Annotated in this window: 20 protein-coding genes; 15 read left to right on the forward strand and 5 right to left on the reverse strand. The window is 71.6% G+C overall.

Annotation, left to right across the window (positions count from 1 at the left end; translation table 11 throughout):
- The first annotated feature begins 46 nt into the window (after positions 1–46).
- From uvrC to ACFYUZ_RS03975, 14 genes are all read left to right on the forward strand, one after another.
- A complete protein-coding gene (gene uvrC, locus ACFYUZ_RS03910) occupies positions 47–2,047 on the forward strand; it encodes an excinuclease ABC subunit UvrC (protein ID WP_389306011.1) in 2,001 nt (666 codons plus the stop codon).
- Positions 2,044–3,006, forward strand: coding sequence for an RNase adapter RapZ (rapZ, locus tag ACFYUZ_RS03915; protein WP_389306012.1), 963 nt, complete (start codon positions 2,044–2,046; stop codon positions 3,004–3,006). Before uvrC ends, rapZ begins: the two co-directional genes overlap by 4 nt.
- Positions 3,003–4,037 carry a uridine diphosphate-N-acetylglucosamine-binding protein YvcK gene (gene yvcK / locus ACFYUZ_RS03920; RefSeq protein ID WP_389306013.1) on the forward strand — a complete coding sequence of 345 codons (1,035 nt, stop codon included), beginning with the start codon at positions 3,003–3,005 and terminating at the stop codon, positions 4,035–4,037. The genes rapZ and yvcK overlap by 4 nt, the downstream gene beginning before the upstream one ends.
- Positions 4,028–5,017, forward strand: coding sequence for a DNA-binding protein WhiA (whiA, locus tag ACFYUZ_RS03925; RefSeq protein WP_030205188.1), 990 nt, complete (start codon positions 4,028–4,030; stop codon positions 5,015–5,017). Before yvcK ends, whiA begins: the two co-directional genes overlap by 10 nt.
- A 164-nt stretch (positions 5,018–5,181) precedes the next feature.
- Complete coding sequence (locus ACFYUZ_RS03930) at positions 5,182–8,127, forward strand: M14 family zinc carboxypeptidase (RefSeq protein ID WP_389306015.1); 2,946 nt, start codon at positions 5,182–5,184, stop codon at positions 8,125–8,127.
- A 218-nt stretch (positions 8,128–8,345) separates the two neighbouring features.
- Positions 8,346–9,356: a type I glyceraldehyde-3-phosphate dehydrogenase gene (gene gap, locus ACFYUZ_RS03935; RefSeq protein ID WP_093876669.1), complete on the forward strand. Its 1,011-nt coding sequence runs from the start codon at positions 8,346–8,348 to the stop codon at positions 9,354–9,356.
- Positions 9,357–9,468: 112 nt separating this feature from the next.
- Positions 9,469–10,680, forward strand: a complete 1,212-nt coding sequence (locus tag ACFYUZ_RS03940) for a phosphoglycerate kinase (protein ID WP_389306017.1) — start codon at positions 9,469–9,471, stop codon at positions 10,678–10,680.
- A gap of 7 nt (positions 10,681–10,687) precedes the next feature.
- Positions 10,688–11,464 carry a triose-phosphate isomerase gene (gene tpiA, locus ACFYUZ_RS03945; RefSeq protein WP_389306019.1) on the forward strand — a complete coding sequence of 259 codons (777 nt, stop codon included), beginning with the start codon at positions 10,688–10,690 and terminating at the stop codon, positions 11,462–11,464.
- A 97-nt stretch (positions 11,465–11,561) separates the two neighbouring features.
- Positions 11,562–11,792 (forward strand): preprotein translocase subunit SecG, encoded by a 231-nt coding sequence (gene secG / locus ACFYUZ_RS03950; RefSeq protein ID WP_030692491.1) that lies wholly within the window; start codon positions 11,562–11,564, stop codon positions 11,790–11,792.
- Positions 11,793–11,869: 77 nt separating this feature from the next.
- The gene (locus ACFYUZ_RS03955) at positions 11,870–12,205 is read left to right on the forward strand and encodes an RNA polymerase-binding protein RbpA (RefSeq protein ID WP_078908267.1); all 336 of its coding nucleotides are present in this window, start codon (positions 11,870–11,872) and stop codon (positions 12,203–12,205) included.
- Between the two features lie 161 nt (positions 12,206–12,366).
- Positions 12,367–13,593, forward strand: a complete 1,227-nt coding sequence (locus ACFYUZ_RS03960; protein ID WP_389306021.1) for an MFS transporter — start codon at positions 12,367–12,369, stop codon at positions 13,591–13,593.
- 48 nt (positions 13,594–13,641) lie between these two features.
- Positions 13,642–15,303 (forward strand): glucose-6-phosphate isomerase, encoded by a 1,662-nt coding sequence (pgi, locus tag ACFYUZ_RS03965; RefSeq protein ID WP_389306023.1) that lies wholly within the window; start codon positions 13,642–13,644, stop codon positions 15,301–15,303.
- A 4-nt stretch (positions 15,304–15,307) separates the two neighbouring features.
- Entirely contained in the window at positions 15,308–15,808 is a 501-nt protein-coding gene (locus ACFYUZ_RS03970; RefSeq protein WP_389306024.1) for a PH domain-containing protein, read from the forward strand.
- Positions 15,805–17,340 (forward strand): PH domain-containing protein, encoded by a 1,536-nt coding sequence (locus ACFYUZ_RS03975; protein WP_389306026.1) that lies wholly within the window; start codon positions 15,805–15,807, stop codon positions 17,338–17,340. The genes ACFYUZ_RS03970 and ACFYUZ_RS03975 overlap by 4 nt, the downstream gene beginning before the upstream one ends.
- A gap of 22 nt (positions 17,341–17,362) precedes the next feature.
- Here ACFYUZ_RS03975 and pgl read toward each other — a convergent pair whose 3' ends face one another.
- The 5 genes from pgl to tkt are packed head-to-tail and all read right to left on the reverse strand — an operon-like array spanning position 17,363 to position 24,014.
- Positions 17,363–18,169, reverse strand: coding sequence for a 6-phosphogluconolactonase (gene pgl / locus ACFYUZ_RS03980; RefSeq protein WP_389306028.1), 807 nt, complete (start codon positions 18,167–18,169; stop codon positions 17,363–17,365).
- The gene (gene opcA / locus ACFYUZ_RS03985) at positions 18,166–19,236 is read right to left on the reverse strand and encodes a glucose-6-phosphate dehydrogenase assembly protein OpcA (RefSeq protein ID WP_389306030.1); all 1,071 of its coding nucleotides are present in this window, start codon (positions 19,234–19,236) and stop codon (positions 18,166–18,168) included. The genes pgl and opcA overlap by 4 nt, the downstream gene beginning before the upstream one ends.
- Positions 19,233–20,765 (reverse strand): glucose-6-phosphate dehydrogenase, encoded by a 1,533-nt coding sequence (gene zwf, locus ACFYUZ_RS03990; protein ID WP_389306032.1) that lies wholly within the window; start codon positions 20,763–20,765, stop codon positions 19,233–19,235. Before zwf ends, opcA begins: the two co-directional genes overlap by 4 nt.
- A gap of 5 nt (positions 20,766–20,770) precedes the next feature.
- A complete protein-coding gene (gene tal / locus ACFYUZ_RS03995; protein ID WP_389306033.1) occupies positions 20,771–21,889 on the reverse strand; it encodes a transaldolase in 1,119 nt (372 codons plus the stop codon).
- Between the two features lie 37 nt (positions 21,890–21,926).
- Complete coding sequence (tkt, locus tag ACFYUZ_RS04000) at positions 21,927–24,014, reverse strand: transketolase (RefSeq protein ID WP_389306034.1); 2,088 nt, start codon at positions 24,012–24,014, stop codon at positions 21,927–21,929.
- Positions 24,015–24,355: 341 nt separating this feature from the next.
- Here tkt and ACFYUZ_RS04005 point away from each other — a divergent pair, with 341 nt between their 5' ends.
- Positions 24,356–25,309, forward strand: a complete 954-nt coding sequence (locus ACFYUZ_RS04005; protein ID WP_389306035.1) for a heme o synthase — start codon at positions 24,356–24,358, stop codon at positions 25,307–25,309.
- Positions 25,310–25,316: the final 7 nt, after the last annotated feature.

Raw genomic sequence — 25,316 nt, forward strand, 5'->3', positions numbered from 1 at the left:
AGCGCGCGCGCCCTGAGTGTCGGTGGGCGCCAGTAGGGTGGTGAGCATGGCAGACCCCTCCAGCTACCGCCCCAAGCCGGGTCAGATCCCCGACTCCCCGGGGGTCTACAAGTTCCGCGACGAGCACCGCCGGGTGATCTACGTGGGGAAGGCGAAGTCCCTGCGGCAGCGGCTGGCGAACTACTTCCAGCCGCTCACGAGCCTGCATCCGCGCACGGCCACCATGGTGACGACGGCCGCCTCCGTGGAGTGGACCGTGGTGTCCACCGAGGTCGAGGCGCTGCAGCTGGAGTACTCCTGGATCAAGGAGTTCGATCCCCGGTTCAACGTGAAGTACCGGGACGACAAGAGCTATCCGTATCTCGCGGTGACGATGAACGAGGAGTTCCCCCGCGTCCAGGTCATGCGCGGCCACAAGAAGAAGGGCGTGCGCTACTTCGGGCCGTACGCGCACGCGTGGGCGATCCGCGAGACCGTCGACCTGATGCTGCGGGTGTTCCCCGTGCGGACGTGCTCGACGGGGGTGTTCCGCAACGCGGCCTCCGCCGGACGCCCCTGTCTCCTCGGCTACATCGGCAAGTGCTCGGCGCCCTGCGTCGGCCGGGTCACGCCCGAGGAGCACCGCGAACTGGCCGAGGACTTCGGCGACTTCATGGCCGGCCGCACCGGCACGTACATCCGCCGGCTCGAGAAGCAGATGACGATCGCGGCCGAGGACATGGAGTACGAGAGGGCCGCCCGGCTCCGCGACGACATAGAGGCCCTGCGCAAGGCCATGGAGAAGAACGCGGTCGTCCTCGCCGACGCCACCGACGCCGACCTGATCGCCCTCGCCGAGGACGAGCTGGAGGCGGCGGTGCAGATCTTCCACGTGCGCGGCGGCCGCGTCCGGGGCCAGCGCGGCTGGGTCACGGACAAGGTCGAGGCCGTCGACACGGCGGGGCTCGTGGAGCACGCCCTCCAGCAGCTGTACGGCGAGGAGAGCGGCGACGCGGTCCCCAAGGAGGTCCTGGTCCCGGCGCTCCCCGAGGACACGGAGGCCGTCTCCACCTGGCTCTCCGGTCGCCGCGGGTCCCTCGTCTCGCTGCGCGTCCCGCAGCGCGGCGACAAGAAGGACCTGATGGAGACGGTCGCGCGCAACGCCCAGCAGGCGCTCGTGCTGCACAAGACCAAGCGGGCCAGCGACCTGACCACCCGCTCCCGGGCCCTGGAGGAGATCGCCGAGGCCCTGGAGCTGGACTCGGCGCCGCTGCGGATCGAGTGCTTCGACATCTCGCACCTCCAGGGCGAGGACGTCGTCGCCTCGATGGTCGTCTTCGAGGACGGGCTGCCCCGCAAGAGCGAGTACCGCCGCTTCCAGATCAAGGGCTTCGAGGGCCAGGACGACGTCCGGTCCATGCACGAGGTGGTCACGCGCCGCTTCAAGCGCTACCTCGCGGAGAGGGACCGCACGGGGGAGTGGGGCGCGCTCGCGGAGGGGGAGGCCGGCGGCGAGGTCCCCGCCGAGGAGGCCGAGGCCGACGGGCGGCCCAGGCGCTTCGCGTACCCGCCGCAGCTCGTCGTCGTCGACGGCGGGCAGCCGCAGGTCGCCGCGGCCCGCCGCGCCCTCGACGAGCTCGGCATCGACGACGTCGCGGTCTGCGGCCTCGCCAAGCGACTGGAGGAGGTCTGGCTGCCCGGCGACGACGACCCGGTGGTGCTGCCCCGCTCCAGCGAAGGCCTCTACCTGCTCCAGCGGGTGCGTGACACGGCTCACGACTTCGCCATCCGCTACCAGCGCTCCAAGCGGACCAAACGCCTCCGGACCAGCCCGCTCGACGCCGTCCCCGGCCTCGGCGAGGCGCGCAAGCAGGCCTTGATCAAGCATTTCGGCTCGGTGAAGCGGCTGAAGCAGGCGACAATCGAGCAGATCTGTGAGGTCCCCGGCTTCGGCCGGAAGACCGCGGAGGCGGTCGCCGTGGCCCTGGCCCAGGCGGCCCCCGCCGCACCCGCCGTGAACACGGCCACAGGAGAGATCATGGAAGACGACGGGGGCACCACCGCATGACCGAGCGCCACACGCACGACGAGCACGACCGAGAAGACGGAGCAGGACACGTGAGTACGGGCACGAAGGAGATCCCCGGCGACAACGGCGCCGAGGCGGCCATTCCCGAGCTGGTGATCATCTCCGGCATGTCCGGAGCGGGCCGGTCCACCGCGGCGAAGTGTCTGGAGGACCTCGGCTGGTTCGTCGTGGACAACCTGCCGCCCGCGCTGATCCCCACCATGGTGGAGCTCGGCGCCCGCTCCCAGGGCAACGTCGCCCGGATCGCCGTCGTCGTGGACGTCCGCGGCCGGCAGTTCTTCGACAACCTCAGGGAGTCCCTGGCCGACCTGGACGCCAAGCAGGTCACCCGCCGGATCGTCTTCCTGGAGTCCTCCGACGAGGCCCTGGTCCGGCGCTTCGAGTCGGTCCGCAGGCCGCACCCGCTCCAGGGCGACGGCCGCATCACCGACGGCATCGCCGCCGAGCGCGACCTGCTGCGCGAGCTGCGCGGCGACGCCGACCTGGTGATCGACACCTCCAGCCTCAACGTCCACGAGCTGCGCGCCAAGATGGACGCCCAGTTCGCCGGCGACGAGGAGCCCGAGCTGCGGGCCACCGTGATGTCCTTCGGCTTCAAGTACGGCCTGCCGGTCGACGCCGACCTCGTCGTCGACATGCGCTTCCTGCCGAACCCGCACTGGGTCCCCGAGCTGCGCCCCTTCACCGGCCTCAACGAGGAGGTGTCGAACTACGTCTACAACCAGCCGGGCGCCAAGGAGTTCCTCGACCGCTACACGGAGCTGCTCCAGCTGATCGCCGCGGGCTACCGCCGCGAGGGCAAGCGGTACGTGACCATCGCCGTGGGCTGCACGGGCGGCAAGCACCGCTCCGTGGCCACCGCCGAGCGCCTCGCCGCCCGCCTCGCCGCCGAAGGGGTCGAGACCGTCGTCGTCCACCGGGACATGGGGCGCGAGTGAAGCCGTACCGTCGGCGTACCTCCACCCTCGCGGTGCGGCGTACGCTCCGCAGGCGCGGCGCCCAGCCCAAGGTGGTCGCGCTCGGTGGAGGCATGGGCCTGTCGGCGTCCCTCGCCGCGCTCCGCCGGATCACCGGCGACCTCACCGCCGTCGTCACCGTCGCCGACGACGGGGGCTCCAGCGGCCGGCTCCGGGAGGAGCTCGGCGTGCTGCCCCCGGGCGACCTGCGCAAGGCGCTCGCCGCCCTCTGCGGCGACGACGACTGGGGCCAGACCTGGGCCCGGGTGATCCAGCACCGCTTCCAGTCCAAGGGCGAGATCAACGGCCACGCCGTGGGCAATCTGCTGATCGTCGCCCTCTGGGAGCAGCTCGGCGACCCCGTGCAGGCCCTCGACCTGGTCGGCCGGCTGCTCGGCGCCCAGGGCCGGGTGCTGCCCATGTCCGCCGTCCCCCTGGAGCTCCAGGCCCTGGTCAGGGGCCACGACCCGGAGCGGCCGGACGACGTGGACACCGTGCGCGGCCAGGCCACCGTGGCGCTCACCCCCGGCGAGGTGCAGTCCGTGCACCTCGTGCCGAACGACCCGCCGGCCGTGCCCGAGGCGGTCGCGGCGGTCCTGGACGCGGACTGGGTGGTCCTCGGTCCCGGCTCCTGGTTCTCCTCGGTGATTCCGCACCTCCTGGTCCCCGAGCTCCTCGACGCCCTGGTCGAGACGAAGGCCCGGAAGGTGCTCTCGCTGAACCTCGCGCCGCAGCCCGGAGAAACCGAGGGCTTCTCCCCGCAGCGTCATTTGGAGGTTTTGGGACGACACGCCCCTAAACTCGCCCTGGACGTGGTGCTGGCCGACGAGGCCGCCGTGCCCGACGTGCCAGCGAGGGAACCCCTCGTCGACGCCGCCAAGCGGCTCGGCGCCGCGGTCGAGCTGGCGCCGGTGGCCCGACCCGACGGCTCCGCCAAGCATGACCCGGAGCTGTTGGCCGCCGCGTACGACCGTATTTTTCGGATGCATGGAAGGATCGGCCCATGGCGATGACGGCAGCGGTGAAGGACGAGATCTCCCGGCTCCCCGTCACCCGGACCTGCTGCAGGAAGGCAGAGGTCTCGTCGATCCTGCGGTTCGCGGGCGGGCTGCACCTGGTGAGCGGCCGCATCGTGATCGAGGCGGAGCTCGACACAGCGATGGCGGCCCGCCGCCTCAAGCGGGACATCCTGGAGATCTTCGGGCACAGCTCCGAGCTGATCGTGATGGCCCCCGGGGGGCTGCGGCGCGGCTCGCGCTTCGTGGTGCGGGTGGTGGCCGGAGGCGACCAGCTGGCCCGGCAGACGGGGCTCGTGGACGGCCGCGGCCGCCCCATCCGGGGCCTTCCCCCGCAGGTGGTCTCCGGGGCCACCTGTGACGCCGAGGCCGCCTGGCGCGGCGCGTTCCTCGCGCACGGCTCGCTGACCGAGCCCGGCCGCTCCTCCTCCCTGGAGGTGACCTGCCCGGGCCCGGAGGCCGCCCTCGCCCTGGTCGGCGCGGCCCGCCGGCTCTCCATCGCCGCGAAGGCCCGCGAGGTGCGGGGTGTGGACCGGGTCGTCGTCCGCGACGGCGACGCGATCGGCGCCCTGCTGACCCGGCTCGGCGCGCACGAGTCGGTGCTCGCCTGGGAGGAGCGGCGGATGCGGCGCGAGGTCCGCGCCACCGCCAACCGCCTGGCCAACTTCGACGACGCCAACCTGCGCCGCTCGGCCCGCGCCGCCGTCGCCGCCGGCGCCCGGGTGCAGCGCGCCCTGGAGATCCTCGGCGAGGAGGTGCCCGAGCACCTCGCCGCCGCCGGCCGGCTCCGCATGGAGCACAAGCAGGCCTCCCTGGAGGAGCTGGGCGCGCTCGCCGACCCGCCGCTGACCAAGGACGCGGTGGCCGGCCGGATCCGCCGGCTGCTCGCGATGGCCGACAAGCGGGCGCAGGACCTGGGCATCCCCGGGACCGAGTCCAACCTGACGGAGGAGCTCGACGACAGCCTCGTCGGCTGACCGGATCCGTCGCCGTACGGAACGCCGAACTCCGCGCTGCCGGTGCCTTTCTGAGGCACCGGCAGCTTTTTCGTACTCCCCGCGAGGCACCCTTGACAGTCCCATGGGTGCCCAAGAGCCTGGCGTCTGTTCACCTTCGAGGCAGACAACAGCAAGGGGGGCACATGAGACGCAGAGCGAGATCGATCCTCGCCGCGGCTTCACTGCTGATCGCGGGAGTGGCGGCGGCACCCGCCGCCGGAGCACGGCCGAACGACCGGGACGGCGGCGACGCCCTCTCCGTGTGGCGGGCCGAGGTCACCCAGGAGCAGGTTCCGCTGCTCCTGGAGGCCGGCGCCGACGCCCATGAACTCACCGAGCAGGTCCCGGCGAAGGGGTCCGCGACGGTCGAGCTCTTCCTCACCGGCCGGCAGGCCGGGCAGCTGCGCGGCCAGGGCGTCGAGATCGCCGAGCACCAGCTCACCGCCCAGGCCGAGAAGCGGGTCGCCGCCGCCGGGGACGGGGTCTTCCGCCCGTACGGCGGGCCGAACGGCCTCAAGCAGGAGATCCTGGACACCGCACGGGCCAACCCCGGCCTGACCAAGGTCGTCTCCATCGGCAAGACCCTCAGGGGCCAGGACATCCTCGCCCTCAAACTGACCAAGGGCGCCCGGCACACCGAGGACGGCTCGAAGCCCGCCACGCTGTACATGTCCAACCAGCACGCGCGCGAGTGGATCACCCCCGAGATGACCCGGCGGCTGATGCACCACTACCTCGACGGCTACGGCAAGGACGAGCGGATCACCCGGATCGTCGACTCCACCGAGCTGTGGTTCGTGCTCTCCGCCAACCCGGACGGCTACGACCACACGCACGCCGACCCCGCCAACCGCCAGTGGCGGAAGAACCTCCGCGACAACGACGGGGACGGGAAGCTCGGCCCCGGCGACGGCGTCGACCTCAACCGCAACTTCGCCTACAAGTGGGGCTACGACAACGAGGGCTCGTCCCCCGACCCGGCCGACGAGACCTTCCGCGGCAAGGGCCCCATGTCGGAGCCCGAGACGAGGGCCCTCGACGCCTTCCAGAAGCGCATCGGCTTCGCGTACGGCGTCAACTACCACTCCGCCGCCCAGCTCCTGCTGTACGGCGTCGGCTGGCAGGTCGCCACCGACACCCCCGACGACGTGGCCCTCAAGGCCCTCGCCGGCACCCCGCAGAAGTCCGCCGTGCCCGGCTACCGCCCGCAGGTCTCCTCGGAGCTGTACATCACCAACGGCGAGGCGGACGGACACGCCGCCAACGTCAACGGGATGCAGATGTTCACCCCGGAGATGTCGACCTGCGCCACCGCCTCCCGTGTCGACCCGAACGACGCCTGGAACCCGGCCGACTGCGCCTCCGTCTTCACCTTCCCGGACGACGAGAAGCTGATCCAGGCCGAGTTCGCCAAGAACGTCCCCTTCGCGCTCGCCGTCGCCGAGACCGCCGCCCACCCGGACCGGCCCGTCTCCCCGGTCGGCATCGACGCCCCCGACCTCACCCCGAAGACCTTCACCACCTCCTACGCCCGGGGCGGGGAGCAGGAGGTCGCCGTCACCGCGCGCAAGTCGCTGCGCGGCAAGACCCTCACGTACCGGATCAACGGAGGCCGCCCCCACAGCGAGAGGCTCGAGGCCTGGAAGGGCGGCGAGACCTTCGGAGGGGACGACAACCTCTACTTCGACGAGTACCGCGCCGAGGTCGAGGGGGCCCGTCCCGGAGACTCCGTCGAGGTCCGGTTCACCGCCCGCACCCGTGAGGGCAAGGCCACCGCCTCCGCCCCCTTCACGTACAAGGTGGCCGAGCGTCCCCGCGGCGACGTCCTCGTCCTCGCCGACGAGGGCGGCACCGCCACCCACGCCGCCGCCTACGTGAAGGCGCTCGCCGACAACGGCCGCAGGGCCGCCGTCTGGGACGTCGCCGCCCAGGGCGCCCCGGACGCCCTCGGCGTGCTCTCCCACTTCCGCACCGTCGTCTGGTACACCGGCGCCGAGCGCCCCTCCGGCGCCGCCCAGCTCGCGGTCCGCGCCTACCTCAACGAGGGCGGCAAGCTGATCAACGCCGGCGAGAAGTCCGGCGGGCTCACCGAGATCGGCCGGGCCGAGTCCAACGACTTCGCCCAGTACTACCTCGGCGCCTACCACCGCGCGGGCCTCAAGAACCCGCCCGCCTTCGCCGGCACGGGCGCCTTCGCGGGCGTCGGCGCGACGCTCGCCGCCGCCGAGGGCAACCCGCTGGACAACGCGGGCGCGTACACCGTCACTTCGGACACCCTGAAGCCGGAGGACTTCCCGCAGTTCGCGAGCAGCGCCTCCGCCGGCGACTACCCGGGCATCCGCACCCCCTTCGAGCCCGCCGAGGGATCGAGCTTCGCGGCCGTCAAGCACGCCGACGACACCTGGGCCCGGCTCGCCAGGACCGTCGACCTCACCGGCGTCGTCGCCGGATCGAAGCCGCGCCTGGACTTCCAGGTCAGCTACGACACCGAGCCCGGCTACGACAACCTCGTCGTCGAGGCCCACACCGTCGGCCAGGACGACTGGACGACGCTGCCCGACCTCAACGGCGGCACCTCCGCCCAGCCCCCGGCCGACTGCGGAGAGGGCTACTACGTCCGCGGCCACCCCTTCCTCGCCCACTACCTCACCGTCGGCGAGGACGGCTGCGCGCCCACCGGCACCACCGGCTCCTGGAACGCCTTCACCGGCCCCTCCAACGGCTGGCGGCAGGCCTCCGTCGACCTGAGCGCCTGGGCGGGCAAGAAGGTCGAGCTCGCGATCTCGTACGTCTCCGACCCCGGTACGGGCGAGACGGGCGCCTTCGTCGACGACACCCGGCTCGTCGCCGGCACCACCACCGAGACGGAGGGCTTCGAGGCCTCCCTCGGTGCCTGGTCCGCACCGGGCGCCCCGGCCGGAAGCCCCGGCAACGCCTCCGACTGGACGCGCTCCGCGGCGCTCTTCCACTCCCGGGCGGCGGTCACCACGCGTGACACCGTCCTCCTCGGCTACGGCCTGGAGCACGTGCCCGGCGCGGCGGAGCGCGCACGGGTCGTCGGCCGCGCCCTGGAGGCGCTCCGACGCTGACGGAGAGTAGCGGGGACAAAGATCCCAAGGCGGCCCGTACCCGGCGGTAGGGGCGGGCCGCCGGCCGTTTTCCCATACTTTCCGGGCTCATCCGGATGTTCAGGATGTCACTCACCGGCGGCGGGGGAGGTAGGGTCGTAAGCGGTCGGGGACATCCCAAAAAACAAAAATCTCGCCGACGTGGAACGCGTCGGCGTACCTAACGAGGAGATCGGTTCGTGACGATCCGCGTAGGCATCAACGGCTTTGGCCGCATCGGTCGGAACTATTTCCGCGCGCTCCTTGAGCAGGGTGCCGACATCGAGGTCGTGGCAGTCAACGACCTCGGCGACACCGCGACCACCGCACACCTGCTGAAGTACGACACCATCCTGGGCCGCCTCAAGGCCGAGGTGACCCACACCGCCGACACCATCACCGTCGACGGCCACACCATCAAGGTGCTGTCCGAGCGCGACCCGGCCGACATCCCCTGGGGCGACCTGGGCGTCGACATCGTCATCGAGTCGACCGGCATCTTCACGAAGAGGGCGGACGCCGCGAAGCACCTCGCCGGCGGCGCCAAGAAGGTCCTCATCTCGGCTCCGGCCACCGACGAGGACATCACCATCGTCATGGGCGTCAACCAGGACAAGTACGACCCGGCGCAGCACGACGTCATCTCCAACGCGTCCTGCACCACCAACTGCGTCGCGCCGATGGCCAAGGTCCTCGACGAGAACTTCGGCATCGTCAAGGGCCTGATGACCACGGTCCACGCGTACACCAACGACCAGCGCATCCTGGACTTCCCGCACAAGGACCTGCGCCGCGCCCGCGCCGCCGCGGAGAACATCATCCCGACCACGACGGGCGCCGCCAAGGCCACCGCCCTGGTCCTCCCGCAGCTCAAGGGCAAGCTCGACGGCATCGCCATGCGCGTCCCGGTCCCGACCGGCTCCGCCACCGACCTGGTCGTCACCCTCGACCGCGAGGTCACCAAGGACGAGGTCAACGCCGCGTTCAAGAAGGCCGCCGACGACGGCGACCTCAAGGGGATCCTTTTCTACACCGAGGACCCGATCGTCTCCTCGGACATCGTCAGCGACCCGGCGTCCTGCACCTTCGACGCCTCCCTGACGATGGTCCAGGAGGGCAGCACGGTCAAGATCCTCGGCTGGTACGACAACGAGTGGGGCTACTCCAACCGTCTCGTCGACCTCACCGTCTTCGTCGGCGGCCGGCTCTAAGCTCTAGGGTTCAGGGCAGGTTTTCGATGTGAGCAGGGCTCGGGCAGCGCAATGCCGCGCTGTGCGAGCCCTGTTTGTGTGCTCCACCGCGTACCAAGGAGTCTGTTAACAGATGAAGACGATCGACGAGCTTCTCGAAGCCGGCGTCGCAGGCAAGCGCGTGTTCGTGCGTGCCGACCTCAACGTGCCGCTCGAAGGCACCAAGATCACCGACGACGGCCGCATCCGCGCCGTCGTCCCCACGGTCAAGGCGCTCGCCGACGCCGGCGCCCGCGTCGTGGTCGCCTCGCACCTGGGCCGCCCCAAGGGCGCCCCGGACCCGGCCTTCTCGCTCGCCCCGGCCGCCGCGCGGCTCGGTGAACTGCTCGGCGCCGAGGTGGCCTTCGCGACCGACACCGTCGGCGACTCCGCCCGGGAGACCGTCGCGGGCCTCGCCGACGGCCGGGTGGCCGTCATCGAGAACCTCCGCTTCAACGCCGGCGAGACCTCGAAGGACGACGCCGAGCGCGGCGCCTTCGCGGACCAGCTGGCCGCCCTCGCCGACCTGTACGTCGGCGACGGCTTCGGCGCCGTGCACCGCAGGCACGCCTCGGTCTTCGACCTCCCGGCGCGCCTCCCGCACGCCGCCGGCTACCTCATCGCCACCGAGGTCGGCGTCCTGAAGAAGCTCACCGAGGACGTCCGGCGGCCGTACGTGGTCGTGCTCGGCGGCGCCAAGGTCTCCGACAAGCTCGGCGTGATCGAGCACCTCCTGGAGAAGGCCGACCGCATCCTCATCGGCGGCGGCATGGCGTACACCTTCCTCAAGGCCCAGGGCCACGAGGTCGGCATCTCGCTGCTCCAGGCGGACCAGATCCCGGCGGTCCAGGGCTACCTGGAGCGCGCCCAGGAGCGCGGCGTGGAGTTCGTGCTCCCCGTCGACGTCCTGGTCTCGTCCGACTTCCCGGACCTGAAGACCAAGGCTCCGGCCAACCCGACCACGGTCGCCGCGGACGCCATCCCGGCGGACCAGGAGGGCCTGGACATCGGTCCGGAGACCCGTAAGCTCTACGCCTCGAAGCTCGCCGACGCGGCCACCGTCTTCTGGAACGGCCCGATGGGCGTCTTCGAGCACCCCGACTACGCCGAGGGCACCAAGGCCGTCGCCCAGGCGCTCGTCGACTCCCCGGCCTTCACGGTGGTCGGCGGTGGCGACTCCGCCGCGGCCGTCCGCATCCTGGGCTTCGACGAGAAGGCATTCGGCCACATCTCGACCGGCGGCGGCGCCTCCCTCGAATACCTCGAGGGCAAGAAGCTCCCCGGCCTCGTCGCACTGGAGGACTGACCCCTTTATGAGCACGCGAACCCCGCTGATGGCGGGCAACTGGAAGATGAACCTCAACCACCTCGAGGCCATCGCCCACGTCCAGAAGCTCGCCTTCGCCCTGACCGACAAGGACTACGACGCCTGTGAGGTCGCGGTCCTGGTCCCCTTCACCGACCTGCGGTCCGTCCAGACCCTGGTCGACGGCGACAAGCTCAAGATCAAGTACGGTGCCCAGGACATCTCGGAGCACGACTCCGGCGCCTACACCGGCGAGATCTCGGGCCTGATGCTGTCCAAGCTGAAGTGCGCCTACGTCGCCGTCGGCCACTCCGAGCGCCGCCAGTACCACGCCGAGAACGACGAGGTCTGCAACGCCAAGGTGAAGGCCGCCTTCAGGCACGGCGTGACCCCGATCCTCTGCGTCGGCGAGGAGCTGGAGGTGCGCGAGGCCGGCAACGCCGTCGCGCACACCCTCGCCCAGGTCGAGGGCGGCCTCAAGGACGTCCCGGCCGAGCAGGCCGAGACGGTCGTGATCGCGTACGAGCCCGTCTGGGCCATCGGCACCGGCAAGGTCTGCGGCGCCGACGACGCCCAGGAGGTCTGCGCGGCGATCCGTGGCAAGCTCGCCGAGCTGTACACGCAGGAGGTCGCGGAGAAGATCCGCATCCAGTACGGCGGCTCCGTCAAGAGCGGCAACGTCGCCGAGATCATGGCGAAGCCCGACATCGACGGGGCCCTGGTCGGCGGTGCCTCGCTGGACGCCGACGAGTTCGTCAAGATCGCGCGCTTCCGCGACCAGTGAGTATGCGGTAGCGGAGTTACGTCGTACCCTTGCGGGGGTCGGGCAGGCGCCCGACCCCCGTCCGTATAAGTCCGAGGAAGTTGGTCCAGCCGTGGTTATGGGGTTCTCGATCGCCCTGATCGTCTTCAGCGCGCTGCTGATGCTGCTCGTGCTGATGCACAAGGGAAAGGGCGGCGGCCTCTCCGACATGTTCGGAGGCGGAATGCAGTCCTCCGTCGGCGGCTCCTCGGTCGCCGAGCGGAACCTGGACCGGATCACGGTCGTGGTCGGTCTGTGCTGGTTCGCCTGCATCGTGGTGCTTGGTCTGCTGATGAAGTTGGACGGGTAACTCCAATCACTGGACGCGCGTTGGGCCTTACGTAGACTGGGGCATCTTCGAGCACCATCACGCAGGGAGTTACGACCGTGGCAAGTGGCAACGCGATCCGGGGAAGCCGGGTCGGAGCGGGGCCGATGGGGGAGGCCGAGCGGGGCGAGTCGGCACCGCGCCTCCGCATCTCCTTCTGGTGCTCGAACGGGCACGAGACGCAGCCGAGCTTCGCCAGCGACGCGGCGGTCCCGGACACCTGGGACTGCCCGCGCTGCGGCTTCCCGGCGGGCCAGGACCGGGACAACCCGCCGGACCCGCCGCGCACGGAGCCGTACAAGACCCACCTCGCCTATGTGCGTGAGCGGCGCAGCGACGCGGACGGCGAGGCGATCCTCGCCGAGGCGCTGGCCAAGCTGCGCGGCGAGATCTGAAGCGTGGTGTGACGGTGTGACGAACGGGCCTTGCCCGCGAACTCGGTTCGCGGGCAAGGCCCGTTCGTGCGTCACGGACGGGCCTCCGCCGGGCGCGCGGCGTTGTCAGTGGCGTCCTCTACGGTCGGTACGACGGGAGACCACCGGACCGAGGGGGCGCCGTGGCGGCGACGGAGGCAGTGGGCGGCAGCAGGACCGCGCCCACCTGGCGGGGCGGCTTCGGACGCCTGTGGACGGCCGCGGTCGTCTCCCGGTTCGGCGACTCGCTGCGCACCGCCGCGCTGCCGCTGCTCGCCGCCTCGCTCACCGACGACCCCCTCCTCATCGCCTCCGTCACCGCCTGCGGCTTCCTGCCCTGGCTGCTCTTCGGACTCCTCGGCGGCGCCGTCGCCGACCGCGTCGACCAGCGGCGGGCCATGTGGGCCGTCGACCTCGTCCGCGCCGGACTCGTCGCCGCCTTCGCCGCCGCCGTCGCCCTCGGACACGCCTCCGTCGCCCTGCTGCTCGCCCTCGCCTTCGCCCTCACCACCCTCCAGACCCTCTTCGACAACGCGGCCACCGCCCTGCTGCCCGCGCTCGTCCCCGCCGGGGCCCTGGCCGGGGCCAACGCGCGCCTGATGACCGGCCAGCAGCTCGCCGGCGGTCTCCTCGCGGGACCGGCCGTGCCCGTCCTGCTCCTCGCCGGCCCCGCCGTCCCGTACGCGGCCGACGCGCTCACCTACGTCCTGGCCGCCCTCCTCGTCGCCTCCCTGCGGACCGGCGCGCCCGAGCGGCCGCCCCGCCCGGCCGGATCCACCCTCCGCGCCGAGATGGCCCAGGGCCTCGCCGTACTGCGCGGGGACCGGTCCCTGCGCCGGCTCTGCACCGCGACCACCCTCTGCAACATCGGCATGGGCGCCCTCATCGCCACCCTCGTCGTCCACGTGACCGACGGCCGTCCGGCGGGGACCACGGGGAACACGGCGTACGCCGCCACGATCACGGCCTACGCCCTGGGCGCCGTCGCCGGCGGCCTCCCGGCCCGGTGGATCGCCGAGCGGACCGGACGCATACGCGCCGTGCTCCTCGCCGGGACCGTCCAGACCGCCTGCCTGGTCCTGATGGGTGCGGTGCCCGTCCTCGGGGTGTCGATCGGGGCCATGGCGGTCTTCGGCCTCATGGGGACGGTGTGGAACGTCCAGCAGACCACCCTCATGCAGGAGCGCGCCCCCGAGGGGATGCTCGGCCGCATCGCCGCGGCCTTCCGCACCCTCGCCGTCGCGGGCGCGCCGCTCGGCGCGCTCCTCGGCGGCGCCGCGGCCGCCGGCCTGGGACCGCACACACCGGCCCTCCTCGCGGCGGCGCTGTTCGCGCTCGCCGTCGCGTCGCTGGGCCCCCTGATCAATTAGGTTTGGGGGTGCAGCGGGGCAGACAAGCAGTACGAGAAGAAGTGGGCGATGTCCGAGATGACAAGCGAAGGCCGCAACAGGCTCAACCGGCTGCCCGAGTGGGCGGCCCTCGTCAAGCACCGTGAGCAGCTGGGCGACACCCATCTGCGCGAACTGTTCGCCGCCGACCCGGAGCGGGGCACCGACTACACCCTGCGCGTCGGCGACCTCCACCTGGACTACTCCAAGCACCTCGTCACCGGCGAGACGCTGACCCTGCTGCGGGAACTGGCCGCCGTCACCGGCGTCGCCGAGCTCCGCGACGCCATGTTCCGCGGCGAGAAGATCAACACCACCGAGGACCGGGCGGTGCTCCACACCGCGCTGCGCGCCCCCCGCGGGGCCGTCATCGAGGTCGACGGGGAGAACGTCGTCCCCGGCGTCCACGCCGTCCTCGACAAGATGGCCGCCTTCGCCGACAAGGTCCGCGCGGGCGAGTGGACCGGCCACACCGGACGGCCCGTCAAGAACATCGTCAACATCGGCATCGGCGGCTCCGACCTCGGCCCCGCCATGGCCTACGAGGCCCTGCGCTCCTACACCCGGCGGGACCTGACGTTCCGTTTCGTCTCCAACGTCGACGGCGCCGACCTCCACGAGGCCGTCCGCGACCTCGACCCCGCCGAGACGCTGTTCATCGTCGCCTCGAAGACCTTCACCACCATCGAGACGATCACCAACGCCACCTCCGCGCGGAACTGGCTCCTCACCGGGCTGCGCGCCGGCCAGGAGGCCGTCGCCAAGCACTTCGTGGCCCTCTCGACCAACGCCGAGAAGGTCGAGGAGTTCGGCATCGACACCGCGAACATGTTCGAGTTCTGGGACTGGGTCGGCGGACGCTACTCCTACGACTCCGCCATCGGCCTCTCCCTGATGATCGCCATCGGCCCGGAGCGCTTCCGCGAGATGCTCGACGGCTTCCACCTCGTCGACGAGCACTTCCGCACCGCCCCGCCCGAGGAGAACGCGCCGCTCCTCCTCGGCCTCCTCGGCATCTGGTACGGCGCGTTCTTCGACGCCCAGTCGCACGCCGTCCTGCCGTACTCCCACTACCTGTCCAAGTTCACCGCCTACCTCCAGCAGCTCGACATGGAGTCCAACGGCAAGTCGGTGGACCGCCAGGGCAACCGGGTCGAATGGCAGACGGGACCCGTGGTCTGGGGCACCCCCGGGACCAACGGCCAGCACGCCTACTACCAGTTGATCCACCAGGGCACCAAGGTCATCCCCGCCGACTTCATCGGCTTCGCCCGCCCCGTCGAGGACCTGCCGTCCGGGCTCGTCGCCCAGCACGACCTGCTCATGGCCAACTTCTTCGCCCAGACCCAGGCGCTCGCCTTCGGCAAGACGCCCGAGGAGGTGCGGGCCGAGGGCGTCTCCGAGGAGCTCGTCCCGCACAAGACCTTCCAGGGCAACCACCCGACCACCACGATCCTCGCCGACGCGCTCACCCCGTCCGTCCTCGGCCAGCTGATCGCGCTCTACGAGCACAAGGTCTTCGTCCAGGGCGCCGTCTGGAACATCGACTCCTTCGACCAGTGGGGCGTCGAGCTCGGCAAGGTCCTCGCCAAGAAGATCGAGCCGGTCCTGACGAAGGGCGAGGGAGCCGAGCAGCTCGACAGCTCCACCGCCGCACTCGTCTCGGTCTACCGCTCGCTGCGGGGACGGTAACCGGATGAGGGGGGAGGAAGCGGTGCGGTTGCGGCCGCCCAGGAACGCCGTCGACGAGCGGGCCGTCGCCTGGTGGCGCAGCCGCCTCCTGGCGACCACCGCCGTCCCGGTGGCGGTGCTCGCCGTCCTCGGGGCGTTCCTCGGGCCCGCCCGGTCCTGGCTGCTGCTCGCGGCCGGGGCCGTGGCGGCCCTGGGCCTCGCCTGCACCGCGTTCCTCCCCGCCTGGTGGTTCCGGGTGCACCGCTGGGAGGTCACCGACGAGGCCGTCTACGTGCGCACCGGCGCCCTGTGGCAGGAGTGGCGGATCGCCCCGATGTCCCGGATCCAGACGGTCGACACCGTGCGCGGCCCGCTGGAGCAGACGTTCCGGCTCGCCACCGTCACCGTCACCACCGCCTCCTCCAAGGGGGCGATCCGCATCGGGGGCCTCGACCACGAGCTCGCCGCCGAGCTCGCCGAACGGCTCACCGCGCTCACCCGGGCCACCCCCGGGGACGCCACATGAGCGAGGAGTGGCGGCGGCTCGACCCGCGCACCCTGTTCGCCGACGCGGTCGTCTTCTGCGGGGTCGCCGGTGGCGCGGCCCTCCCGGCCGTGGCCGGCCTCTCGGGCGGCGGGTCCCTGGGGCAGGCCTTCGCCTGGGTCCTCTCGGGCGTCGTCCTGCTCGTCCTGGTCGGCACGGCCGGCGACTGGGTCCGGCTGCGCCGCACCCGCTACCGCGTCGGCCCCGAGAGGGTCGACCTCCACACCGGCCTCCTGCTGCTCAAGCGCCGTTCCCTGGCCCGGGAGCGGGTCCGCAGCGTCGACCTCACCGCCAACCCCCTCCAGCGCCTCCTCGGCCTCGTCAAGGTCCGCATCGGCACCGGCGAGAACGCCGCCGGCGGCGAGTCCACCCTCGAACTCGACCTGGTCGCCCGCGCCGAGGGCGAGCGGCTCCGCCGGGAGCTCCTCGGCCGCACCGTCACCGCCGCCGCCGAGTCGGATCACGACGGCGTCCTGGCCGTCCTCGACCCGCGCTGGATCCGCTACGCCCCCGTCTCCTTCCTCGCCCCCGCCCTCGGCGCCGCCGCGGCCGGCGCCGTCCTCCAGGTCAGCGACTGGTTCGGCGCCCGGACGGAGGTCATCGACTGGATAGGGGACCGCTTCCGGGACACCTCCCTGACCTGGACGATCGTCGACCTGGTCCTGCTCGCCACCGTCGCCGGGACCGTCGGCGCCCTCGGGCTCTGGATCGAGATGTGGTGGAACTACCGCCTGGAGCGCGAGCCCGGCGGCACCCTCCGCGTCCGCCGGGGCCTGTTCACCGCCCGGTCGGTCACCCTGGAGGAGCGCCGGCTGCGCGGGATCGAGCTCGTCGAGCCGCTCGGCGTGCGGCTGTTCGGCGCCGCCCGCGTCGACGCCGTCGCCACCGGCCTCGCCGAGGACGACGAGGACAAGCACGCCGACCTGAAGAACCTGCTGCCCGCCGCTCCCCGGGAGCGCGCCGAGCGGGTCGCCGCCCTGGTGCTGGGCGAGCCGGAGCCGCCGACCGGGGCGCCCCTCGCCGCCCACCCCAGGGCCGCCCGCGCCCGGCGACTGCGCCGGGCCGCGTGGGGCGTCCTCGGTCCCGTCGCGGTCCTCGCCGCCCTCGGCCCGCTCCTCACCCCGGTCCTGCTGTACGTCGCGGCCGGCTGGGCCCTCGTCCTCGGACCGGTCGCCGTGCTGCTCGCCCTCGACGCGTACCGCTCCCTCGGACACGGCGTCAGCGGCGGCTTCCTGGTGGCCCGTTCGGGAACCGTCCGGCGGACGACGGTGGCCCTGCAGCGCTCCGGCGTCATCGGCTGGACCGTCAGGCAGTCGTACTTCCAGCGCCGGGCCGGACTCCTGACCCTCACCGCCACCACGGCGGCCGGAGGGGGCGCCTACGCGGTGCGCGACGCCGGCGAGGGGCAGGGCCTCGCCTTCGCCGCCGAGGCCGTACCGGGGCTGCTCGCGCCCTTTCTGGAGTCCGTACACCCTCCCGTACACACGCCGGAGGCCCGGCCCACCGCGAGGTGAACCGGGCCTCCGTGGAGGTGCGTCAGGCCGAGGCCGGCGGATACAGGCTCCGCGGCAGTTCCGACGCGGCCGCCGCGTCGAGCAGCCACAGCGTGCGCGAGCGCCCGTAGGCCCCGGCCGCCGGGGCCTGCACCTCGCCCGCGCCCGACAGCGCGATCGCCGCGGCCTTCGCCTTGTCCTCTCCGGCCGCGAGCAGCCAGACCTCGTGCGCCGCCCGGATGGCCGGGAGGGTCAGCGAGATCCGGACCGGCGGCGGCTTCGGCGCGCCGTGCACCCCGACCACCGTCCGCTCGGTCTCGCGGACCGCCGGCAGCTCCGGGAAGAGCGAGGCCACGTGCGTGTCCGGGCCGACGCCCAGCATCAGCACGTCGAAGGTCGGCACCCCGGCGCCCGCGGCGCCAGCCGCTGATCGGTACGGACCGGGACCCGCGGCGGCGGCCAGCTCCTCCGCGTACGCCGCCGCGGCGGCGTCGACGTCGCCGCCGTACGGCCCGTCCGAGGCCGGCATGGCGTGCACCCGCGCCGGGTCGAGCGGCACCCGGTCGAGCAGCGCGGCACGGGCCTGGGTGACGTTCCGCTCGGGGTCGCCCTCGGGCAGGTACCGCTCGTCGCCCCACCACAGGTCGAGCCGCGACCAGTCGACCGCGTCCCGCGCGGGCGCCGAGCCGAGCGCCGCGAGCAGGCCGTTGCCGTTGCGGCCGCCGGTGAGCACGATCGAGGCGGAGCCGCGGGCGGCCTGGGCGTCCACGATCTTCGTGATCAGCCGGGCCGCGGCCGCCTCGGCCATCAGCTCCTTGTCGCGGTGGACGACCAGCTGAGGGGTGCTCACTTGGCCGCCGCCTTCTTGGCCGGGGCCTTCTTCGAGGCGGGCTTGGCCGCGGGAGCCGCTTCCGCGGCCGTCTCGGCGGAAGGCTCCGCGGCGGGCTCCACGACCGTGTCCACGACGGTCTCGGGGGCGGTGGTCGCCGCCTCCTCGTCGAGCCGCTCCACACCGAACCTGAGCGCCGTCGCGTAGGTGTCGTCCGGGTCGAGCCGGCGCAGCTCCTCCGCGATCAGCTCGGCGGTCTCGCGGCGCTTGAGCGCCACCGCACGGTCCGGCTGCCCCTCTATGGAGAGCGTGGCGAGCGATCCGTCCGGCCGGTCGAGCACGATCGGGCCGGCGTCGGTCTCCATCCGTACGGAGGTGAGACCGGGACCGGCCGACTTCGAGCGCCGGACCGGCACCTTCAGCCGGTCCGCGAGCCACATCGCGAGCAGCTCGACGCTCGGGTTGAACTCCTCGCCCTCCACCTCGGCCGAGGTGACCTCGCACACGACCTGGTCGAGCGCGGCGGCCAGCATCGAGCGCCACGGCGTGATCCGGGTCCACGAGAGGTCCGTGTCGCCCGGGGTGTACGCGTCCGCGCGCGCGGTCAGCTCCTGGATGGGCTGCTCGGCGGCGTACGTGTCGGTCACCCGGCGCTGGGCGAGCGCGCCCAGCGGGTCGTTCGCCGGGTCGGACGGTGCGTTCACCGGCCACCAGACGACGACGGGGGCGTCCGGGAGGAGCAGCGGCAGCACCACCGACTGGGCGTGGTCGACGACCTCGCCGTACAGCCGGAGCACCACCGTCTCGCCGGTGCTGGCGTCGGCGCCGAGGCGGACCTCGGCGTCGAGCCGTGCCTGCGCGCGGTCCCGCGGGGAGCGCGAGACCCGCTTGATGACGACGAGGGTCCGCGAGGGGTGCTCGCGGGACGCCTCGTTGGCCGCCTTGAGCGCGTCGTAGGCGTTCTCCTCGTCGGTGACGATCACGAGGGTGAGCACCATGCCGACGGCCGGCGTGCCGATCGCCCGCCGCCCGAGCACCAGCGCCTTGTTGATCTTGGAGGACGTGGTGTCCGTCAGGTCGGTCTTCATGGCCGGCGCCAGCTCCTGCCGTCTCGTGCGAGCATCTCGTCCGCCTCGACCGGACCCCAGGTCCCGGACTGGTACTGCGCGGGCTTGCCGTGCGTGTCCCAGAACTGCTCGATCGGGTCGAGGATCTTCCAGGACAGCTCGACCTCCTCGACCCGCGGGAAGAGGTTGGAGTCGCCGAGCAGGACGTCGAGGATGAGCCGCTCGTACGCCTCGGGGCTGGACTCCGTGAAGGACTCGCCGTACGCGAAGTCCATCGACACGTCCCGGATCTCCATCTGGGTGCCGGGCACCTTGGAGCCGAACCGCACCGTCACGCCCTCGTCCGGCTGGACCCGGATCACGATGGCGTTGCGGCCGAGCTCCTCGGTCGCGGTGTGGTCGAAGGGGGAGTGCGGGGCGCGCTGGAAGACGACCGCGATCTCGGTGACGCGGCGGCCCAGGCGCTTGCCGGTCCGCAGGTAGAAGGGGACGCCCGCCCAGCGGCGGTTGTCGATCTCCAGCTTGATGGCCGCGTAGGTGTCGGTCTTCGACTGGGGGTCGATGCCGTCTTCCTGGAGGTAGCCGACGGCCTTCGCGCCGCCCTGCCACCCGGCCGCGTACTGGCCGCGGACCGTGGACTTGCCCAGGTCCTTGGGCAGCTTCACCGCGCCGAGGACCTTGGTCTTCTCGGCGGCCAGCGCGTCGGCGTCGAAGGAGGCGGGCTCCTCCATCGCGGTCAGCGCGAGCAGCTGGAGCAGGTGGTTCTGGATGACGTCACGGGCGGCGCCGATGCCGTCGTAGTAGCCGGCGCGGCCGCCGATGCCGATGTCCTCGGCCATGGTGATCTGCACGTGGTCGACGTACGACCGGTTCCAGATCGGCTCGAAGAGCGTGTTGGCGAAGCGGAGCGCCAGGATGTTCTGGACGGTCTCCTTGCCGAGGTAGTGGTCGATCCGGAAGACCGCGTCGGGCGGGAAGACCTCGTGGACGACCTCGTTGAGCTCCTTGGCGGAGACCAGGTCGTGGCCGAAGGGCTTCTCGATGACCGCGCGGCGCCAGGAACCGTCCTTCTGGTCGGCCAGGCCGTGCTTCTTGAGCTGCTGGACGACGAGCGGGAAGAACTTCGGCGGCACGGAGAGGTAGAAGGCGAAGTTGCCGCCCGTCCCCTGCGCCTTGTCGAGCTCCTCGATGGTCGACTTGAGCTGCTCGAAGGCCGTGTCGTCGTCGAAGTCGCCCTGGACGAACCGCATGCCCTGGATCAGCTGCTGCCACACCTCCTCGCGGAAGGGGGTGCGCGCGTGCTGCTTGACGGCTTCGTAGACCTCCTGCGCGAAGTCCTCGTCCGCCCATTCGCGGCGGGCGAAGCCGATGAGCGAGAAGCCCGGCGGCAGCAGGCCGCGATTGGCCAGGTCGTAGACGGCAGGCATCAGCTTCTTACGGGACAAATCGCCCGTGACGCCGAAGATCACCAGACCCGACGGCCCCGCGATGCGCGGGAGCCGTCGGTCTGCGGCGTCACGGAGCGGGTTGGCTCCGTGGACTGCGCTCAAAGTGCTTACGCCTCCGAAGGTGCGAGGCGCTGAAGCTCCGCCTCGGTGGACTTGAGCAGGTCGTTCCAGGACGCCTCGAACTTGTCGACGCCCTCGTCCTCCAGGAGCTGGACGACGTCGTCGTAGCTGATGCCCAGCTTCTCGATGGCCTCCAGCTCGGCGCGCGACTGCGCGTAGGTGCCGTGGATGGTGTCACCGGTGACCTCGCCGTGGTCGGCGGTGGCCTCCAGGGTGGCCTCCGGCATGGTGTTCACCGTGCCGGGGGCGACCAGGTCCACGACGTACAGGGTGTCCTTGTACGCCGGGTCCTTGACGCCGGTCGAGGCCCACAGCGGACGCTGCTTGTTGCCCTGCGCCTTGTCGAGGGCGGCCCAGCGGTCGGAGGAGAAGACCTCCTCGTACGCCTCGTAGGCCAGGCGGGCGTTGGCCAGGGCGGCCTTGCCCTTGAGCGCCGCGGCCTCGTCGGTGCCGAGGGCGGTCAGGCGCTTGTCGATCTCCGTGTCCACGCGGGAGACGAAGAAGGAGGCCACCGAGTGGATCTTGGAGAGGTCGAGGCCGCGCTCGCGGGCCTTCTCCAGACCCGCCAGGTAGGCGTCCATGACCGCGCGGTAGCGCTCCAGCGAGAAGATCAGCGTGACGTTGACGCTGATGCCGAGGCCGATGACCTCGGTGATCGCCGGCAGACCCGCCTTGGTGGCCGGGATCTTGATCAGGGTGTTGGGGCGGTCCACCAGCCAGGCCAGCTGCTTGGCCTCGGCGATGGTGGCGGCCGTGTCGTGGGCGAGACGGGGGTCGACCTCGATGGAGACCCGGCCGTCCTGGCCGTCGGTCGCGTCGAAGACCGGCCGCAGGATGTCGGCGGCGTCACGGACGTCCGCCGTCGTGATCATGCGGATGGCCTCGTCGACGGTCACCTTGCGGGCGGCCAGGTCGGCGAGCTGCTGGTCGTAGCCGTGCCCCTCCGAGATGGCCTTCTGGAAGATGGACGGATTGGTGGTGACCCCGACCACGTGGCTCTGGTCGATCAGCTCGGCCAGGTTGCCGGACGTGATCCGCTGGCGCGAGAGGTCGTCCAGCCAGATCGCGACGCCTTCGTCGGAGAGGCGCTTGAGAGCGTCTGTCATGGGAGTTGCATCTCCAATTAAGTCGTACGTATGGACGTCAGCGCGCGGCGGCGGCCAGGGATTCCCGGGCGGCGGCGACGATCGCCTCCGGCGTGAACCCGAACTCACGGAAGAGGACCTTCGCGTCCGCCGAGGCACCGAAGTGCTCCAGGGAGACGATCCGGCCGGCGTCGCCGACGTACTTGTGCCACGTGAGGCCGATGCCGGCCTCGACCGCGACACGGGCCCTGACCGACGGCGGCAGGACCGAGTCCCTGTACGCCTGGTCCTGCTCCTCGAACCACTCCACGGACGGCATCGAGACCACGCGGGTCGGGACGCCGGCGGCCTGGAGCTGCTCCCGGGCCTCCACGGCCAGGTGCACCTCGGAGCCCGTGCCGATCAGCACGACCTCGGGCGTGCCGCCCTCCGCCTCGAACAGCACGTAGCCGCCCTTGACGGTGTCCTCGTTCGGGGCGTACGTCGGCACGCCCTGGCGGGTGAGCGCCAGACCGTGCGGGGCGCCCTTGCCGAAGACCTTGGTGTGCCGCTGCATGATCTCGCGCCAGGCGAGCGCCGTCTCGTTGGCGTCGGCCGGACGGACCACGTTCAGGCCCGGGATCGCGCGCAGCGAGGCGAGGTGCTCCACCGGCTGGTGCGTCGGGCCGTCCTCGCCCAGACCGATCGAGTCGTGGGTCCAGACGTACGTCACCGGCAGGTGCATCAGCGCGGACAGCCGCACCGCGTTGCGCATGTAGTCGGAGAACACCAGGAAGGTGCCGCCGTAGACGCGCGTGTTGCCGTGCAGCGCGATGCCGTTCATCTCCGCGGCCATGGAGTGCTCGCGGATGCCGAAGTGGATCGTGCGGCCGTACTTGTCGGCCTCCGGCAGCGGGTTGCCCTCCGGCAGGAACGACGAGTCCTTGTCGATCGTCGTGTTGTTCGAGCCGGCGAGGTCGGCCGAGCCGCCCCACAGCTCCGGGATGACCGCGCCGAGCGCCTTCAGGACCTGGCCCGAGGCGGCACGGGTGGCGACGCCCTTGCCCGTCTCGAAGACCGGGAGCTTCTCGGCCCAGCCGGCCGGCAGCTCGTTCGCCTGGATGCGGTCGAACTCGGCGGCGCGCTCCGGGTTGGCCGTGCGCCACTCGGAGAGCTGCTTCTCCCACGCGGAGCGGGCCTCGCGGCCGCGGTCGCCGAGCGCGCGGGTGTGCGCGATGACCTCGTCGGAGACCTCGAAGGTCTGCTCCGGGTCGAAGCCCAGGACGCGCTTGGTCGCCGCGATCTCCTCGTCGCCGAGCGCCGAGCCGTGCGCGGCCTCGGTGTTCTGCGCGTTCGGCGCCGGCCAGGCGATGATCGAGCGCATCGCGATGAACGACGGGCGCTCGGTCTCGGCCTCGGCGGCCTTGATCGCCGCGTACAGCGCGGCCGGGTCCAGGTCGCCGTCGGCCTTGGGCTCGACGCGCTGGACGTGCCAGCCGTACGCCTCGTACCGCTTCATCGTGTCCTCGGACACGGCGGTCTCGGTGTCGCCCTCGATCGAGATGTGGTTGTCGTCCCACAGCAGGATCAGGTTGCCGAGCTTCTGGTGGCCGGCGAGCGAGGACGCCTCCGCGGAGATGCCCTCCTGCAGGCAGCCGTCACCGGCGATCACGTAGATCCGGTGGTCGAACGGCGAGGTGCCGTCGGCGGCCTCCGGGTCGAACAGGCCGCGCTCGTAGCGGGCGGCCATCGCCATGCCCACGGCGTTGGCGACGCCCTGGCCCAGCGGGCCCGTGGTCGTCTCGACGCCGGCGGTGTGGCCGTACTCCGGGTGGCCCGGGGTCTTCGATCCCCAGGTGCGGAAGGCCTTCAGGTCGTCCAGTTCGAGACCGAAGCCACCCAGGTAGAGCTGGGTGTAGAGGGTCAGGGACGAGTGGCCGGCGGAGAGGACGAACCGGTCGCGCCCGACCCACTCGGGGTCGGCCGGGTCGTGCCGCATCACCTTCTGGAAGAGGGTGTACGCGGCCGGAGCAAGGCTCATCGCCGTACCGGGATGGCCGTTGCCGACCTTCTGTACGGCGTCCGCGGCCAGAAGGCGGGCGGTGTCGACGGCCCGCTGGTCCAATTCGGTCCACTCGAGGTCTGTGGTGGTCGGCTTAGTGCTCACCCTGGGTCAGGGCTCCTCTCCACATGTCTTGAGCCGGTGACTGAGGGTGTACCGGCGTTGTCGAGCCTACCCCCGCGGAACGCCCCTCTTTTCGTGTCCATGCCCCTCAAATGAGCGGAGAAATGGAAGGACACAGCAAGAGTGCCGGTGGTCGTACGAGTTCGCCTCCCGAGGCTCGCCCGGAGCCGCCCCGAACCGTGTCCACCCCTTGGGACGTACCCCGCCAACACGACCCCACCCCCGCGAAGACCGGCGTCTGGGCAACGTCTACAGTGGCGTGGTACGCGCAAGCTTCACCCCCTCTTCACCCGGGTGGCTTGCTGGGAATTTCTCTGTCAGGGGTGTGCGTGACGGCCGTCGAGTCCCGACCCGCAGGGGTCGTCTTGACTCCCAGCCCGGGGGGCCATAGGCCGTTCGGGGCTCGCGTCAAGGCATTCGTGGCGCTGACCAAGCCGCGAATCATCGAACTGCTGCTCATCACGACCGTTCCGGTGATGTTCCTCGCCGAACAGGGTGTGCCGAACCTCTGGCTGGTGCTCGCCACCTGCTTCGGCGGCTACCTCTCGGCGGGCGGCGCCAACGCGCTGAACATGTACATCGACCGCGACATCGACGCCCTGATGGACCGCACGTCCCAGCGTCCGCTCGTCACGGGCGTGCTCACCCCGCGCGAGGGCCTGGTCTTCGGGCTCACCCTCGCCGTGGTCTCCACGCTCTGGTTCGGCCTGCTCGTCAACTGGCTGTCCGCGGCGCTCTCGCTCGGCGCGCTCCTCTTCTACGTCGTGGTCTACACGATGATCCTGAAGCGGCGCACCGCGCAGAACATCGTCTGGGGCGGCATCGCCGGCTGCCTTCCGGTGCTCATCGGCTGGTCGGCCGTGACCAACTCGATGTCGTGGGCCGCGGTCATCCTCTTCCTCGTCATCTTCTTCTGGACGCCGCCGCACTACTGGCCGCTGTCGATGAAGGTGAAGGAGGACTACGCGCGCGCGGGCGTGCCGATGCTGCCGGTCCTCGCCTCCAACAAGGTCGTCGCCAAGCAGATCGTGGTCTACAGCTGGGTCATGGTCGCCGTCTCCCTGCTGCTCACCCCGCTGGGCTACACGGGCTGGTTCTACACCGCGGTGGCGCTGCTCACCGGCGGCTGGTGGCTCTGGGAGGCGCACGCGCTCCTCAACCGCGCCAAGGCGGAGGTGACGGGCGCCAAGCTCAAGGAGATGCGCCTCTTCCACTGGTCCATCACCTACGTCTCGCTGCTCTTCGTGGCGGTCGCGGTGGACCCCTTCCTGCGCTAGGCGCTCG

This window comes from Streptomyces sp. NPDC004266, assembly GCF_042874095.1.
Taxonomy (GTDB): domain Bacteria; phylum Actinomycetota; class Actinomycetes; order Streptomycetales; family Streptomycetaceae; genus Streptomyces.

Bases quoted from the DNA above. Each gene is read 5' to 3' on its own strand.
- secG (WP_030692491.1), top strand. From the start codon at position 11,562: ATGGGGTTCTCGATCGCCCTGATCGTCTTCAGCGCGCTGCTGATGCTG.
- tpiA (WP_389306019.1), top strand. From the start codon at position 10,688: ATGAGCACGCGAACCCCGCTGATGGCGGGCAACTGGAAGATGAACCTC.
- ACFYUZ_RS03940 (WP_389306017.1), top strand. From the start codon at position 9,469: ATGAAGACGATCGACGAGCTTCTCGAAGCCGGCGTCGCAGGCAAGCGC.
- opcA (WP_389306030.1), bottom strand. From the start codon at position 19,236: ATGAAGACCGACCTGACGGACACCACGTCCTCCAAGATCAACAAGGCG.
- uvrC (WP_389306011.1), top strand. From the start codon at position 47: ATGGCAGACCCCTCCAGCTACCGCCCCAAGCCGGGTCAGATCCCCGAC.
- pgi (WP_389306023.1), top strand. From the start codon at position 13,642: ATGTCCGAGATGACAAGCGAAGGCCGCAACAGGCTCAACCGGCTGCCC.
- rapZ (WP_389306012.1), top strand. From the start codon at position 2,044: ATGACCGAGCGCCACACGCACGACGAGCACGACCGAGAAGACGGAGCA.
- tal (WP_389306033.1), bottom strand. From the start codon at position 21,889: ATGACAGACGCTCTCAAGCGCCTCTCCGACGAAGGCGTCGCGATCTGG.
- ACFYUZ_RS03930 (WP_389306015.1), top strand. From the start codon at position 5,182: ATGAGACGCAGAGCGAGATCGATCCTCGCCGCGGCTTCACTGCTGATC.
- whiA (WP_030205188.1), top strand. From the start codon at position 4,028: ATGGCGATGACGGCAGCGGTGAAGGACGAGATCTCCCGGCTCCCCGTC.
- ACFYUZ_RS03975 (WP_389306026.1), top strand. From the start codon at position 15,805: ATGAGCGAGGAGTGGCGGCGGCTCGACCCGCGCACCCTGTTCGCCGAC.
- ACFYUZ_RS03970 (WP_389306024.1), top strand. From the start codon at position 15,308: ATGAGGGGGGAGGAAGCGGTGCGGTTGCGGCCGCCCAGGAACGCCGTC.